10 protein-coding genes and 2 pseudogenes are annotated in these 14,256 nt (G+C 74.6%); 7 read left to right on the top strand and 5 right to left on the bottom strand.

Going from position 1 to position 14,256, the window contains the following annotated elements:
* Positions 1-337 precede the first annotated feature (337 nt).
* The 6 genes from KBX43_RS18980 (at position 338) to KBX43_RS18955 (ending at position 5,814) form a co-directional block, all read left to right on the top strand.
* Positions 338-1,138 (top strand): BTAD domain-containing putative transcriptional regulator, encoded by an 801-nt coding sequence (locus tag KBX43_RS18980; protein WP_104115211.1) that lies wholly within the window; start codon positions 338-340, stop codon positions 1,136-1,138.
* Positions 1,139-1,201: 63 nt separating this feature from the next.
* Complete coding sequence (locus KBX43_RS18975) at positions 1,202-1,549, top strand: TcmI family type II polyketide cyclase (protein ID WP_030504426.1); 348 nt, start codon at positions 1,202-1,204, stop codon at positions 1,547-1,549.
* Positions 1,550-1,792: 243 nt separating this feature from the next.
* Positions 1,793-2,935: a helix-hairpin-helix domain-containing protein gene (locus tag KBX43_RS18970; protein WP_210886110.1), complete on the top strand. Its 1,143-nt coding sequence runs from the start codon at positions 1,793-1,795 to the stop codon at positions 2,933-2,935.
* 220 nt (positions 2,936-3,155) lie between these two features.
* Positions 3,156-4,355, top strand: coding sequence for a low temperature requirement protein A (locus KBX43_RS18965; RefSeq protein WP_210886108.1), 1,200 nt, complete (start codon positions 3,156-3,158; stop codon positions 4,353-4,355).
* Positions 4,356-4,476: 121 nt separating this feature from the next.
* A complete protein-coding gene (locus tag KBX43_RS18960; RefSeq protein WP_030504423.1) occupies positions 4,477-4,683 on the top strand; it encodes a hypothetical protein in 207 nt (68 codons plus the stop codon).
* A 168-nt stretch (positions 4,684-4,851) separates the two neighbouring features.
* Positions 4,852-5,814 carry a TIGR03557 family F420-dependent LLM class oxidoreductase gene (locus KBX43_RS18955; RefSeq protein ID WP_166455926.1) on the top strand — a complete coding sequence of 321 codons (963 nt, stop codon included), beginning with the start codon at positions 4,852-4,854 and terminating at the stop codon, positions 5,812-5,814.
* An 8-nt stretch (positions 5,815-5,822) separates the two neighbouring features.
* Here KBX43_RS18955 and KBX43_RS18950 read toward each other — a convergent pair whose 3' ends face one another.
* The 4 genes from KBX43_RS18950 to KBX43_RS18935 form a co-directional block, all read right to left on the bottom strand.
* Positions 5,823-7,919, bottom strand: a complete 2,097-nt coding sequence (locus KBX43_RS18950) for an APC family permease (RefSeq protein WP_210886105.1) — start codon at positions 7,917-7,919, stop codon at positions 5,823-5,825.
* 65 nt (positions 7,920-7,984) lie between these two features.
* The gene (locus KBX43_RS18945) at positions 7,985-8,395 is read right to left on the bottom strand and encodes a hypothetical protein (protein WP_043323592.1); all 411 of its coding nucleotides are present in this window, start codon (positions 8,393-8,395) and stop codon (positions 7,985-7,987) included.
* A gap of 97 nt (positions 8,396-8,492) precedes the next feature.
* The gene (locus KBX43_RS18940) at positions 8,493-9,263 is read right to left on the bottom strand and encodes a DUF5995 family protein (RefSeq protein WP_043323591.1); all 771 of its coding nucleotides are present in this window, start codon (positions 9,261-9,263) and stop codon (positions 8,493-8,495) included.
* 112 nt (positions 9,264-9,375) lie between these two features.
* Positions 9,376-12,312 carry a LuxR family transcriptional regulator gene (locus KBX43_RS18935; protein WP_210886102.1) on the bottom strand — a complete coding sequence of 979 codons (2,937 nt, stop codon included), beginning with the start codon at positions 12,310-12,312 and terminating at the stop codon, positions 9,376-9,378.
* Positions 12,313-12,501: 189 nt separating this feature from the next.
* Here KBX43_RS18935 and KBX43_RS31620 point away from each other — a divergent pair.
* A pseudogene (locus KBX43_RS31620) lies at positions 12,502-13,635 on the top strand (adenylate/guanylate cyclase domain-containing protein); the annotation flags it as partial.
* A 495-nt stretch (positions 13,636-14,130) separates the two neighbouring features.
* Here the strand turns inward: KBX43_RS31620 and KBX43_RS31615 are convergent.
* A pseudogene (locus tag KBX43_RS31615) lies at positions 14,131-14,256 on the bottom strand (phenylacetic acid degradation protein PaaD); the annotation flags it as partial.

The raw sequence follows: 14,256 nt of genomic DNA, 5'->3' as shown, positions 1-14,256 counted from the left end.
CAACCGCACCCCATCGCGCCACAAACATGGTGACGCTGCGTTGACGGGAGCTGTGCGTGAGCTATGGAAAGATCACCTTCCGGATTCCGGGCGGCGACACTTTTTCGCAGATCACAGGCGTGTTACGGGTCCGCGCCGGACGGTCAGGTGGCCGACCGACCGTTGACTGAGAGTAACAGGCATTGATATTCTCCGTCTCGGTCAGCCCGGCCACGGTGGAGGTTCCGGACCGTGGTGGAGGCGTTCCGACACCGGCGTCGCGGGCGACGGGCCGGGAGACGACGGTCGGGACGAGGGTTCCGGTGCTGGGGGGTGCGCCGTGTCGGGTGGATCGAGGATGCCGACGGCGGGCGAACCCGCCCCACGGGTGGCACTGCACCTGCTCGGCGGTTTCCAGTTGCTGCACGAGGACACACCGGTGGTCGTACCCCGGGGGTTGCAGCGCGTCATCGCCCTGATCGGCCTGCGCCCGGCCGCCACCCGCAGCCACCTCGCCGGTCTGCTCTGGCCCGAGACCCCCGAGGAGCGCGCGCTGTCGTCGCTGCGGACCGCGCTGTGGCGGCTGCGGCAGGACCCGTGCTGCCCGCTGCGCACCGACGGCGACACCGTCCGCCTCGGACCGACCGTCCGCCTCGACGTGGACGACCTGGTGGAGACGGCCACCCGGGTACGCGAAGGCGCAGTCCCCCGCGGCGCCGCCGGCGCCGGACGCCACGACCTGCTCCCCGGCTGGTACGACGACTGGGTGCTGCTGGAACGCGAACGGCTGCGCCAGCTGCGCCTGCACATGCTGGAGGAACTCGCCGGCAACCACCTCACCGCCGGCCGGCACGGCGAGGCGCTCGAGGCCGCGCTGGAAGCGATGGCCGCCGAACCGCTGCGGGAGACCCCGCACCGCCTGGTGGTCCGCATCCACCTGGCCGAGGGCAACGCGTTCGAGGCGGTCCACTCCTTCTACGTCTACCGTGACCTGCTCCTGCGCGAACTGCGCCTGGAACCGTCCCCGGCCATGACCGCGCTGCTGGACGACACGCTCGCGCCGATCCGGCGGGCCAGCCGCCCGGAACCGCCGCCGCCGCGCCGCACGGACCGGGCCGCCAAGGCGGCACCGCCATCAATCCCCCGGGGTACGCGGTGACGGCGAGGTGACAGCGCGACCGGCACGGTGAGCCCAGCACCGCGCGGCGGAGGGGGTCACACGATGAGTCGACTGTTGGTGGTCAGCCGGATCGTGCCGGGCGCACAGGGACGGGTGGCGCAGATCTTCGCCGAGTCCGACGCGACGGAACTGCCCCACCTCACCGGCGTGCGGCACCGGTCCCTGTACTACCTGCACGACCTGTGCGTCCATCTGATGGAGACCGTCGACGTGGCGCCCGACCTGACCGCGGAACTACGCGACCACCCGCTCTACGAGCAGGTGAACAAGCGGCTGTCCGCGCACACCTCGCCGTACCTGCCGACCTGGGACTCGCCCCGGGACGCGGTGGCCGGCTGCTTCTACAGCTGGACCGCCGCCGGCACCCCTGCGCCCGACCGGATCCGCTGACCGGACACGGGCGACGGACGGGGCGCCCCGGAACCACGCACGGCACCCAGGTTCCGGGGCGCCTCCCGGCCGTGCACCATTCGATTCCCGACGCACGCTCGGTCACTCGCCGGCCACCGGCGGACACCACCCGTCCCGCAGTCGCGCCCCGGCACCAGCCTGCCTGTCGTCGTCGGCGCGCGTGTGCGAAGCTGCCCCGAGTCTTTCGCCACCGTCGTGCACGTACATAGAAGGAGGTTGGCCATGCCGTCGAGCTTCGGGCAGTGGCTGTTCGTGATCCTGGCCCTGCTCATCGGACTGGTCGCCGGCTGGGTGCTCTTCGGCCGCCGGCCCGGCGCCCCGGCGACGCCCACGGTGGAGGGCGCCCCCGCGGTGACCGCCACCGTCGACGAGCCGCGTCCGGTCGCCGTGGTCGACGAGCCGCCGGCGACCGCCACCGTGACCGAGCCCGCCCCCACCGAGTCCGCGACCGCCGAACCGGCCGTAGCCACCGCCGCCCGCACCGCCGACGAGCCGGCCGAGTCCTCCCCCGCCGCCTCCGACCCGGTCGCGTCTGAGCCAGCCACCGCCGAGCCGGTCGGGTCTGAGCCGGCCACCGCCGAGCCCGTCGTGTCTGAGTCGGTCACTGCCGAGCCCGTCGCCGCCGAGCCCATTGTGTCCGAGCCCGCTGCCTCCGAGCCGGTCGTTTCCGAACCGGTCAGCGCCGAGCCCGTCGCTTCCGAGCCCGTCGTTTCCGCACCCGTTGCCTCCGAGCGGGTCGAGTCCGAGCCCGTCGGTGCCGAGCCGGTGTCGCCCTCGGCCGACGCCGGGCCGGTTGCCGCGCCCGCGGCCGACGCCGGGCCGGCTCCGGCCACCGTTGACTCCGACTCGGTGACGGTTCCGGCCACCGTTGACGCCGAGCCGGTGGCGGCTTCGGCCACCGTTGACGCCGAGCCGGTGGCGGCTTCGGCCACCGTTGACGCCGAGCCGGTGGCGGCTTCGGCAACCCTCGCCGAGGACGAGCCCGCCACGGAGAAGCAGCCCGCGGTCGGCACGGCCGTCGACGCGCCGGCCACCGAGGCCGCGCCGGTCGAGGCCATCGAGCCGGTCGCCGTGCCCGCGCCGCGTACTTCGGTCGAGAATGTCCCGGCCGCGGCGGACACCGACGCGTCGGACGACTTCCGGCGAATCCAGGGCATCGGGCCGAAGCTGGCCGCCGCCCTGCAGGACGCCGGGATCCGCACCTACCGGCAGCTCGCCGAGCTGGACGAGGCTGCACTGCGGCAGACGGTGAAGGCCGCCGGCCTGCGCTCCGCGCCGGGTCTGGCCACCTGGCCGCAGCAGGCGAAGGTGCTGGCGGGTGCCGGCGCTGAGGCCGATCGGGTGCTCCCGGCCGGTGCCGAGTAGACGCTCCTCCGTGTTCCGGGCCGGTGGTGACGATCGTCGCCACCGGCCCGGCGCGTTTCCCGCCCCACCAGAACCCCGAAGTGGTGACGTCACCGCGCGACCATCAACCCCCACCCGGACCGGTATGTCGGAAAACTGACCGCTTGCGGACAGGCATCGCTACGGTCGGTGAGGGGCCCTCACGGCCCGCCGCACGAACCGCCACCCGCAGGAGCATGTCGTGCCCACCGCAGCGCCGGAGCCCGGCCGGCGACCGCCGGTCCGCGATCCGGAGGCGCCGCGCCGGGTGACGCTGCTCGAACTCTTCTTCGACCTGGTCTACGTGGCCGCGCTCGCGTTGATCTCGCGTCACCTGGTCGGGTCGGTGTCCTGGGAGCGGGCCGCCGAGTCCCTGGTCATGCTGATGGCGATCTGGTGGACCTGGGCGATCACCACGCTGGTCACCGACATCTACGATCCGCAGCGCACCGAGATCAAGCTGCTGATCGTGGCGGTGATGTTCGGCGCGCTGCTGATGACCACCGCCATCCCGGAGGCGTTCAGCTCCCGAGGGCTGGTGTTCGCCGGCACGTACGTGGCGATCCATCTCGGACGCGGCCTGTTCCTCATGCCCGCCGTACGGCGGCACCCGCAGAGCAACCAGCGGGCCCTGCGCATCTTCGTCTGGTTCGCCGTGTCGGCGGTGCCCTGGCTGGTCGGCGCGCTGGCCGCGCACGGCACCGCACGGCTTTTGCTCTGGTTCGGCGCCCTGGCCATCGACTACCTCGGATTCCGGCTGGCGTACCCGGTGCCGGTCCTGGGCGCGGTGCCGGACTCCCAGCGCAACGTGACCGCCGAGCACCTGTCCGAGCGGTACCAGCAGTTCTTCATCATCGCGCTCGGCGACGCCGTGCTGGTCGCCGGCACCGTGTTCAGCCTGCACCACTCCGAGGTGGAGAACCTGGCCGCCTTCACCGTCGCGTTCGCCACCACGCTGCTGCTCTGGCGCATCTACGTGCACAAGTCCGGTGAGCTGCTGCCGCACGCCATCGCCCGGGCCGCCCAGCCGAGCCGGTTCCTCAACACCGCGCCGTACACGCATCTGATGATGGTGGCGGGCGTGGTGACCACCGCGGCGGGCTTCGACCTGGTGCTGCTGGAGCCGACCGGGCACACGCCACCGGCCTGGCTGGCGGTGATCCTCGGCGGGCCGGCGCTGTTCCTGACCGGGCGGGCCGCCTTCGAGTACGAGGTGTTCAGCCGGGTGTCGTCGTCCCGGCCGGGCGGGGTGCTGGCGCTGCTCACGATCGCGCCGGCCGGGTTGTTCCTCGCGCCGGTCTACGCCTCGGCCGGGGCGATGCTGGTGCTGGCCGGGGTGGCGTCCGCCGACTACCGCCGCAGCCGGGGCCGCCCGCCGGAGGAGCCGATGCCGCCGCACTGAGCGGGCGCCGCCGGTAATCGGAATCGGCCGCGCCGGGCACCAGCGCGCCGTTTGGCGGATCACCCGCCCGGGGTACATGGCCTCCACCTCGAATCCACCACAACCCCAGTGGAGGCAACTGATGCGCGGCACCTCGATATTCGGCGTCCTGGTCGTCATCTGGCTCATCATCGGTGCCATCGCCGCCGGTCAGCGCGGCTACTACGGCAACGACGAGACGAACTGCGCGGAGGCGGGCACGATCCTGGTCACCATCGTGGCCGGCCCGCTGAACTACATCGGCGCCAACCCGAAGGTGGACTGCAAGCTGCCCGAGCCCTCGAAGTAGACCGCCTCCCGGCCCGCGCCCGCCCGGCGAGCGCGGGCCGTTCCGTGCCCGGGGCGCGGCACGCCACCACCCCTAAGGCGTCCTAGGAGGCTGGGTTTGGCCGGGGTTTGCCCGGCGGAGGGGCGGGAACCGCAGCGGTTCGCCGACGACGGAAACGGAGAACCGGGCATGCGGATCGGCTACAAGCTCGCCTCGGAGGCGTTCGGGCCCCGGGAACTCATCCGGCAGGCGATCCGGGCCGAGGAGGTCGGCTTCGACTTCGTCGAGATGAGCGACCACTACCACCCCTGGCTGGAGTCGCAGGGGCATTCCTGCTTCACGTGGAGCGCGCTCGGCGCGATCGCCGCCCGTACCAGCACGCTCGGCCTCGCCACCGGCGTCACCTGCCCCACCGTCCGCTACCACCCGGCGATCGTCGCGCAGGCCGCCGCGACCATGGCGCTGATCTCCGACGGGCGGTTCACGCTCGGCGTCGGCGCCGGCGAGCGGCTCAACGAGCACGTCGTCGGGCAGGGGTTCCCCAGCGTACGGGGGCGGCACGAGCGGCTGCGCGAGGCGCTGGAGATCATCCGGTTGCTCTGGCAGGGCGGCTACCGGTCCTACGAGGGCCGGCACCTGAAGCTGGAGGACGCGCGGATCTGGGACCTGCCCGACGACCTACCGGTGATCGCCGTGGCGGCCAGCGGCCGGGAGTCCGCCGGCCTGGCCGCCGAGCTGGGCACCGGCCTGTTCGCCACCGAGCCGAAGGCGTCCATCGTCGACCAGTACCGCAACGCCGGCGGCCGGGGCCCCCGCTACGCCGAGGTGCCGATGGCCTGGGCCACCGACGAGGAGTCGGCGGTACGCGCGGCGAAGGAGACCAGCCGCTGGGCGGTCACCGGCTGGAAGGTGATGAGCGAGCTGCCGAACCCGGTGAACTTCGACGCCGCCACCACCTGGGTCGAGGACCACCACATCCGCAGCCAGTTCTCCGTCGGCCCGGACGCCGGGCCGCACGTGGAGAAGGCGCGCGCGTACGTCGAGGCCGGCTTCGACCACATCGTGCTGCAGAACGCGGGCCCGGACCCGGACGGCTTCCTCGACTTCTGCGCCCGCGACCTGCTGGCCCGGGTACGCGCCCTCGGGTCGTAGCCGGCGGGTCAGCCGCCGACGTGGATGCCGGGACGGCGGGTGGGATCCGGCTCGGACTTGCGGATGATCTCCCGTACCACCGGCGGCGTGTCGCCCCGGCCGAGGATGAGGTAGCGCAGCAGGTGCGCGATCGGGTTCCCTTCCGACCACTCGAAGTGGCAGTGCGGGCGTACCCCGGTGGCGTCGCGCAGCGCCAGCAGGATCGCGGCTATCGCGTTCGGCGCGGCCGGGCTGCTGGCGCGCAGGATCCGGTAGCCGCCGGCCTCCACCCCGTGCACCCGCAGCACCTGGCTGAACTGCGACGGGTCGCTCACGTCGATCTCCAGGAAGAGCACGTCGGCGGCGCCGGGCACCGGGTTCATCGACCGTTGCGCCCGCTCCTTGACCCGGTACTCCTTGACCGACCCGCGCTGCCGCTTGTTGGCGATCAGGTGCAGCCGCCCGTCCCGGGCCACCGACTCGTCGACGAACCGGCGGGCCGCCTCGTCGAACTCGATCCGCTCGGCGCGCAGCTCGGTGGTCCGGGTGACGCGGGAGATCAGCGACACCGCGACGATCCCGGCGATGAAGAACCCGGAGATGGTGATGCCGTCCGGCTTGGCCACCACGTTCTCCGCCAGCGCGTACAGCAGCACGGCGGTGAGCAGCGCGAACCCGGCGCCGGCCGCGCGGCTGCCGGCCCGCAGCGCCGCGATGGTCACCGCTATCGCGCCGGAGACCATCATCGCCAGGATGCCGGTGGCGTACGCGCCGGCCTGGGCGTTGACGTCGGCGGCGAACGCGATGGTGATGGCGACGCTGATCGCGGTGTAGACCAGCACCACCGGGCGGACCGCGCGGCCCCACTCCGGCGCCATGCCGTACGACGGCAGGTAGCGCGGCACGATGTTGATCAGCCCGGCCATCGCCGAGGCGCCGGCGAACCAGAGGATGAGGATGCTGCTGATGTCGTAGACGGTGCCGAACGCCTGGCCGAGATGCTCGTGGGCGAGGAACGCGAGCGCCCGGCCGTTGGCTGGCCCGCCGGGCGCGAACGCCTCGGGCGGGATCAGCACGGTGGTCACGAACGTGGTGGCGATCAGGTAGACCGACATGATCAGCGCGGCGGCGGTGAGCAGCCGACGGGTGTTGCGGATCCGGGCGGCCAGCCGCTGCTCCGGATCGGCGCCGCGGCCGCGCACCAGCGGCATCATGCTCACCCCGGTCTCGAAGCCGGACAGGCCGAGCACCAGCAGCGGGAACGCGAGCGCGCTGGTGGCCAGGACGTCCCCGGGTCCGCCGGCGTCGGCCAGCCGGCCGGTCCAGTCGGCCAGCGGCGCCGGGTCGGCGGCCAGCTCGGCCACGCCGGCGACCACCACCACCGCGTTCAGCGCCAGGAACACCGCCACCAGCGGGATGGCCACCTGCACCGCCTCGCTGAACCCGAGCAGGAACACGCAGCCGAGCACGAGCAGCAGCGCCACGGTGACCAGCACCGCTGCTGTCCGGCCGTGCGGGAACGCGGCGGGCAGGGCCGGGTTCTCCAGCAGGTGCACGCTGGCGTCGGCGGCGGAGAGCGTGATCGTGATGATCCACGAGGTGGCGACGAAGCCCAGCAGCACCAGCACGAAGACCTTGCCGCGCCAGAACGGCAGCAGCCGCTCCAGCATCGCCACCGAGCCCTGCCCGTGCGGGCTCTCCCGGGCCACGCGGCGGTACATCGGCAGCATCCCGAGCAGGGTCAGCGCCACGATCAGCAGGGTGGCCAGCGGACTGAGCGCGCCGGCCGCCACGACCGCGATGCCCGGCAGGTAGGACAGCGTGGAGAAGTAGTCGACGCCGGTCAGGCACATCACCTGCCACCACGGGTGCGACCGGGTCTGGTGCTCCCGTACCTCCGGGCCGACCGGTTCGACGCGGTGGGCGAACAGCCACCGGTGCAGCCGGCCGGGCGGCGGGGCCGGCCGGGCCGGGGCGGCCACCCGTTCCGGCAGCTCCGGCACGGGACGACCGGACCGCTCGGCGTGGTCGCCGTGCCGGCCGGCCCGGGCGGCCGCGGCGGCGTGCGCCTCCCGGCGCCGCTCCCGCGTACGCCTGGGCTGTTCCGCGTCCCCCGCCTGCCCCATCTGTTCCCCTTCGTCCCCTGGCAAAGACGGTAGGGGTTGTCCCGGTCGCGGCCCGGCCGAACCGGTCAAAGATCCGCTGCGGCGGCGGTCACCGCGTCGCGCAGCGCGGCCGGGTCGGCCACGGTGACGGTGACCGCCGGGTGCCGCAGCCACGGACCGGGCGCCAGTGCCGGCACCGGCTCGGCGAAGCGCAGGCAGACCCCGGCGGCCAGGCCGGCGCCGAAGGTCACCCCGCCGTCGGCCAGCGACAGGTGCGGGCCGATCGCCCGCCACCAGCGGTACGGCCCGCTCAGCTCGGCGCCGGTGACGTTGTCCCTGGTGGTGCGCAGCAGCCAGGGGCCGAACCGGACGAGCAGACCGTCCGGGCCCCAGTCGACCCAGGCCGTGGCGGGACGTACCCCGAGCAGCGCCAGGGGCAGCCGGAAGACCGGGTCGAAGCGGAACGGGAAACGGCGGGTCGGTTCGTCTCGCGGCACGGCGGCGACGTACCCGGTCCGGCGGGGCCGACACCCGCCGGCGGCGTTCCCGCGTCCCGCGCCCGGACGGCGGGACGCGGGAACCCCCCCGTCCCGGCTACTGCAGGAACGCCCCGAGGGGCGACAGCAGCAGCCGGCCGAGCAGCGCGGCGTTGTCGTCCAGCCGCGTCCGCTCACACTCGCGGGCCTCCGGGTCGTGGCGGCAGCGCCAGATCTTCTGCGCGTTGCGCCAGGCCACGTTCCGGGTGTACTCCACCAGTTCGCCCTGGTACCAGTCGTCGATGTCACCGTTCACCATGTCGATCATGAGCTGCCAGTTGTCCAGGTAGCCCCGGCGCAGCTGCGGGATCCGCTCGGCGAAGATGTTGTTGATCTCCAGGTAGTCGCGGTGCTGGTCGCTGCCGTCGATCGGCTCGGAGTCCAGGCTGTCGAACGTCGTCACCAGGGCGAACGGCAGGTCGTAGTTGATGTGCGCGTTGACGCCCGCGGCGGCCGAGGGCAGCGGCCGGGCGTCCGGGCCGCGCATCCGCTTGAACAGGCACGCCCACGCCTTCGGCGTGCTCGGGCTGGAGTCGGTCCAGAACCGCAGCGCGTCGAAGTACCGGGCCGCGAACTCCACGTCCAGGCGGGCCAGGAACGCCGGGTCACGGAACCGGTCGTCGTACAGGCCGTCGAGCACGGTGCTGGTGATGACCAGGTAGAGCTTGTTGAAGTCGGCGAGCGGGCAGCTCTCCTCCAGCGGGGGGAGCCGGACCAGCAGATCCTGCAGCTTGGTGAGATGGTCCACGACCGCCGGCACGTCGGCCGGGTGATCGGCGAGCAACCCGACGATGTCCTGGTGCACAGGACCCCAGACCGGTTCGGTCATTTCTCCTCCACGATGGTCGGCGCCCCCACGACGCCACCGGCGCTCCGGCGCACAGCGTGCCAGCCGGCGCCCGCGCGCCGGATCGGTAGAACGACGTATTACCGACGTACGTCTATCCCGGACGGCTGCGCAGGAAGATCGCGCTGGCCTGCACCCGCGTGCGGACCTGCAGCTTGTCGAAGATGTGCGAGACGTGGACGCCGATGGTCCGCTCACTGATGAACAGCCGCTGGCCGATCTCCCGGTTGGTCAGCCCCTCGGCGACCGCCGCGAGCACCTCCCGCTCCCGCGCGGTGAGCGTGGCCAGCTCGTCCACCGCGGGCCCGGCCGGCGCCGCCCGTGGCCGGGGCACCGGCGCGGGGCCGGGCGCGGCGTCCACGGTCACCCGGGCCCGCGAGGCGATGGTACGGATCTCCGCGGTCAGCGGCACCGCGCCGAGCGACTGGGCCATCTCGTACGCCTGGCGCAGCAGCTTGCCCGCGGTGGCCACCCGGCTGCGCCGTCCCAGCAGCGCCTCGGCCTGCCGCAACCGGGAGTACGCCGCCGGATAGGGGTGGTTGCGCCGGTCCCACTCGAGCGCCGAACGCTCCCACAGCGCGGGGTCGCCACGGCCGTCGTCGAGCCGGCTCAGCTCGGCGTCGCAGAGCGCCAGGAACCCGTCGGCGACGTACCGCACCGGCGCGCCCGCCCGGGCGCTCTTGCGGGTCACCCGGTCGACCGCCTCGCGCAGCCGGCGTACCGCGTTCGGATCCGGCTCGATGGTGCGGCCGGCCGCGGCCTCCGCCTCCGCGCGCAGCCCGTGCCAGGCCAGCGTGGCCAGCACGATCACGTCGTCGGACCGGCTCTCGGTCAGGCCCCGCTGCACCGCCTGCCGGGCCAGGTCGTGCCGGCCCTGCCACATGGACAGGCCGGCGCGCAGGATGAGCATCGGCAGCACGTGCCGGGCGCCGCCGCCGGCCAGCATGGTGGCGACCGCCTCCAGGTCACGGTCGGACGCCTCGACGTCGCCGTACCCGACGGAGAGCCGGCACCGGGCCAGCAGCAGCTCGACCGCGTCGGCGCCGGAGGGGCGGTGCCGCAGCGCGGCCGCGACGGCCTTCTCCGCCTCGGCCCACTGCCCCACCCGGAACAGCCCGTTCGTCGCCACCGCCAGCAGCCGGGTCTCCCAGGTGCGGCCCAGCCCCAGCTCGGCGACCCGCTCGGCGCCACGGCGGGCCACCACCACACCCTCCTCGAGGATGTTCAGCGGCCCGGTCATCAGGTCGGCCAGGTGCAGGTACGCGCACGCCACGTCCTCCGGGCCGCCGGAGCGCTCGGCGGTGTCCAGAGCGCGGCGCATGACCGCCAGCCCGGCGGCCGGATCCTCCAGGAACGCCTCGCTGAACCCGAGCGCGGCGCTGGCCATCACCACCTCGGAGGTGGAGCCCGGCACGTCGGCGGCGAGCGCGAGCGCCTCCCGGGCCTGCTCACCGGCCTCGGCGTAGCGGCCCAGGTGCAGCAGCAGCTCGGCCAGCCGGGCCGCGGCCGTGCAGCGCTCGTGCGGCGTGCAGTCGGGCGAGGCCAGCACCCGCCGGTACTCCTCCTCGGCCGGCGCGGACCGGCCCGCCGCGGCCAGGTAGCGGGCGCGGCGGATGTGCAGCGCGCAGACCGGCGGCCCGGACTCCTCGGCGGCCAGCTCCTCCAGCAGGGTCAGGGCGCGGGCGTGTTCCCCGCTGTGGTGCGCGGCCTCGGCGGCGTGGCTGAGCAGCTCGGCCCGGTCCACCTCGACCGGCTCGGGCCGGCCGCCGTCGGGCAGCACCGCAGGTGGCTCGGTGGCGAGCGTCAGCGCGGCCGACCAGTGGCGGTGCGCCTCGGCGTACCCGTGCAGCCGCTCCGCCTCGCGGGCGGCGGCCATCGCAGCGGGCAGCGCCCGGGCCGGCTCACCGGCGTGCCGCCAGTGGTGGGCCAGCCGGGCCTGGTGCAGCTCGCCCGGGGCGGCGGTGAGCGCCTCGGCGAAGCGGCGGTGCAGCGCGGCCCGCTCGGCCGGCAGCAGCTCGCTCGCCAGTACCTCGGCGACCAGCCGGTGGCGCAGCCGGTAGCCGTCGTCGGCGCCGACCAGCAGGCGGTGCGCCACCGCCTCGCGGACCGCGTCGAGCAGCTCCTCCTCGGGCAGCCGGACCACCTGGGCCAGCAGCCAGTGCTCGACCGGTTCGACGCCCACTGCCACCGCGTGCACCACGGCGTGCGCGGGCTGCGGCAGCGCGTCGACCCGGTCCAGGAACACCTCGCGCACGGTGTCGGAGATGCCGTCGCGGCCGTCGCGCCGGTCGCGGGCCAGTTCCTCGGCCACGAACGGGTTGCCGCCGCTGCGCCGCCAGAGCTGGTCGGCGGCCTCCGGCGGCAGCGGCGCCCCGACCACGGCGGCGGCCAGCTCGTCGGTGGCGGCCCGGTCCAGCGGCAGCAGATCGACCACCTGCACCGAGCGCAGCCGGCGCAGTTCGGTGAGGACCCGGCGCAGCGGGTGCGCGCCGCGCAGCGACTCGGCCCGGATCGCGGCCAGCACGGAGAGCTGCAGGTCGCCCAGACCGGCGAGCAGGTAGAGCAGGAGCTGCCGGGTGCTGCGGTCGACCCACTGCAGATCGTCGAGGACGAGCACCAGCGGCCGCCCGCCGGCCACCAGGTGCAGGCCCTGGGCGACGCGCTCCAGCAGCGCCCCGGCGCCGTCCGGGCCGGGCGTCTCCTCGTCGAAGACCTGCAACAGCCCGCGGATCGCCGACGCGGTACGCGCCTCGCCCTGCTCGGCGTCGAGCCGGCGCAACGCCTGGCGTACCGGGTGCAGCGGCGAGGCGTCGCCGATGTCCAGGCAGGCGCCGGTCAGCACCAGGGCCCCGGCCTGCCGCAGCTGGTCACCGACCTCGCTCAGCAGGCGGGTCTTGCCCACTCCGCTCTCACCGGTGAGGAACACCGCCCCGGTCTGCCCGGGCCGCAGGTCGTCGTAGAGCGCCGACCGCAGCGTCGCCATGGTGCCGGTGCGGCCGACGAGCGGTGCGGTGTCCACTTCGCTGGCCATGGGACGCAGCCTAGTCACAGGGCCCCGCACCGTTCTACGGCCTCGGGGTCGGACTCGTACTCCTCGCGTCGACTACACGACTAATGGTTGCGGGTGGCCGACATACGTCGTCCTACCGATCCCCCGAGAACCCGGTGGTGAAAGTCTTCGGAGGTCGTCAGGCACCGGACCAGGGAAAGGGTGGGTGCGATGTTGATCACCACGCCCGTGGGGAGTCGGGAAGCCGTCGTCGCGGCCTGCCCGCCGGTGCCGGAGGAACGCCGCACGGTGACCGTCCTCTTCGTCGACATCGTCGGCTCGACCCGCCTGGTCGAGCGGCTCGACCCGGAGGACCTGCGGGCCTTGCAACGCGCCTACTTCGGCACCGTCGCGTCGGTGCTGCGCCGCTGGCGGGGCGTGGTGGAGAAGTACGTCGGCGACGCGGTGATGGCGCTGTTCGGCGCGTCCGCTTCGGACGGCTTCGACGCGTACCGGGCGGTGCGGGCCGGGCTGGACATCCAGGCCGCGCTGGACCGGCGGCGGCCGGGCGGCGTCCGGCTGCGCGTGCGGGTCGGCGTGGCGACCGGCGAGGTGCTGCTCGACCTGGCCGGCGCCCGCGACGGCGGCCACGGCGCGGCGAGCGGCGCGGTCATCACCACCGCGGCCCGGCTCCAGGAGCACGCGCCGCCCGGTGGCGTGGTGGTCTGCCCGGTCACCCGCGACGCGGTGGCCGGCCTGGTCGAGCAGCGTCCACTGGCCACCATGACGCTCGCCGGCAAGTCGCTGCCGCTGGACGTGTGGCGGGTGACCGGGGCCGCCGGGCGCCGGCCGGCGCGGCATCGCGCCCCGCTGGTCGGGCGACGGCGTGAGCTGGCCACCGCGGCCGAGGAGGTGACCGCCGCGCTCCGGCAGCGGCGTCCCCGGTGGATCTCGCTGGTCGGGCCGCCCGGCAGCGGCCGCAGCCGGCTGCTGCACGAGGTGATCCGCGCGGTGTCCCAGGTGGACGGTGTCCCGGTACTCCGGCGGGTGGCGTACTGCCCGCCGTACCCGGCCGGCGAGCTGGCGCCCCTGGCCGACCTGCTCCGCACCCGGGCCGAGGCGCCGCGCCCACTGCCGGGCGTGGCCGTCGACGGTCCGGGCGGCGGGGCGCTGGCCGCGTTCCTGGCCGCGCCGCACGACGACACCACGGCGGCGCGGGCCGTGGTGGCCTGCCGGGAGGCGCTGCTCGGCCTGGCCGCCGACGCGCCCGTGGTGGTGGCCGTCGACGACCTGGACCGGGCCGCGCCGGCGCTGCGCCGGTTCCTGCGCCAGCTCCACGTCGCGGCGAGCGACCGCGGGCTGCCGCTCGCGGTGGTCACCACGTACGGCTCCGGGTCGGCCGACCCGCTGCCCGCCCCGGGGACCCGGCGGATCCCGCTGCGCCCGCTGAGTCCGCTGGAGACCGGACGGCTGCTGCGGCACCTGCTCGGCCACACCGGCCGGCCGGCCGCGCTCGCCGCGCGGCTGCTCCCCCTGGCCGGCGGCAATCCGGCCGTCGCGACCGCGTACGCCCTGACCGACCCGGCGGACGAGCCGGCCGGTGTGCCCTCGGCCGCGCGGCGGCTGGTGGACGCCCGGCTGGACCGGCTGGACGGCACGCACCGGGCGGTGCTGATGGCCGCCGCCGCCCCCGGCGGCCCGGTCGCCGCCGCGACGGTGGAGGCGATGCTCGGCTGGCCCGCCGGCCGGGCCACGCCGGCGCTGCGCGCCCTGGCCGCGGCCGGACTGCTGCGGCCCGTCGCGCCGGGCGGGTGGACGGTCGAGCCGCTGGTGGCGCGGGTGGCCGCGCACCGGCTCTCCCGGGCCGTGGCTGTTGCAGGCGAGCGCGAACGCGGTGTCGGCGAGCAGGAACACGAAGCCGCCGTGCCCGATCGCGTGCCCGTTGAGCATCGCCGGGGTGACCCGCATCCGCGCCACCGCCGCGCC

Origin of the sequence: Micromonospora sp. C41 (assembly GCF_018070485.1) — a bacterium.
Lineage (GTDB): Bacteria > Actinomycetota > Actinomycetes > Mycobacteriales > Micromonosporaceae > Micromonospora > Micromonospora chalcea.
Note: the sequence above shows the minus strand (reverse complement) of the source record. Positions and strands in the feature narration are given on the sequence as shown.

Excerpts from the sequence above, each read along its gene's own strand:
- KBX43_RS18940 (WP_043323591.1), bottom strand. The coding sequence starts at position 9,263 with ATGACCGAACCGGTCTGGGGTCCTGTGCACCAGGACATCGTCGGGTTG.
- KBX43_RS18960 (WP_030504423.1), top strand. The coding sequence starts at position 4,477 with ATGCGCGGCACCTCGATATTCGGCGTCCTGGTCGTCATCTGGCTCATC.
- KBX43_RS18950 (WP_210886105.1), bottom strand. The coding sequence starts at position 7,919 with ATGGGGCAGGCGGGGGACGCGGAACAGCCCAGGCGTACGCGGGAGCGG.
- KBX43_RS18975 (WP_030504426.1), top strand. The coding sequence starts at position 1,202 with ATGAGTCGACTGTTGGTGGTCAGCCGGATCGTGCCGGGCGCACAGGGA.
- KBX43_RS18980 (WP_104115211.1), top strand. The coding sequence starts at position 338 with ATGCCGACGGCGGGCGAACCCGCCCCACGGGTGGCACTGCACCTGCTC.
- KBX43_RS18935 (WP_210886102.1), bottom strand. The coding sequence starts at position 12,312 with ATGGCCAGCGAAGTGGACACCGCACCGCTCGTCGGCCGCACCGGCACC.
- KBX43_RS18955 (WP_166455926.1), top strand. The coding sequence starts at position 4,852 with ATGCGGATCGGCTACAAGCTCGCCTCGGAGGCGTTCGGGCCCCGGGAA.
- KBX43_RS18970 (WP_210886110.1), top strand. The coding sequence starts at position 1,793 with ATGCCGTCGAGCTTCGGGCAGTGGCTGTTCGTGATCCTGGCCCTGCTC.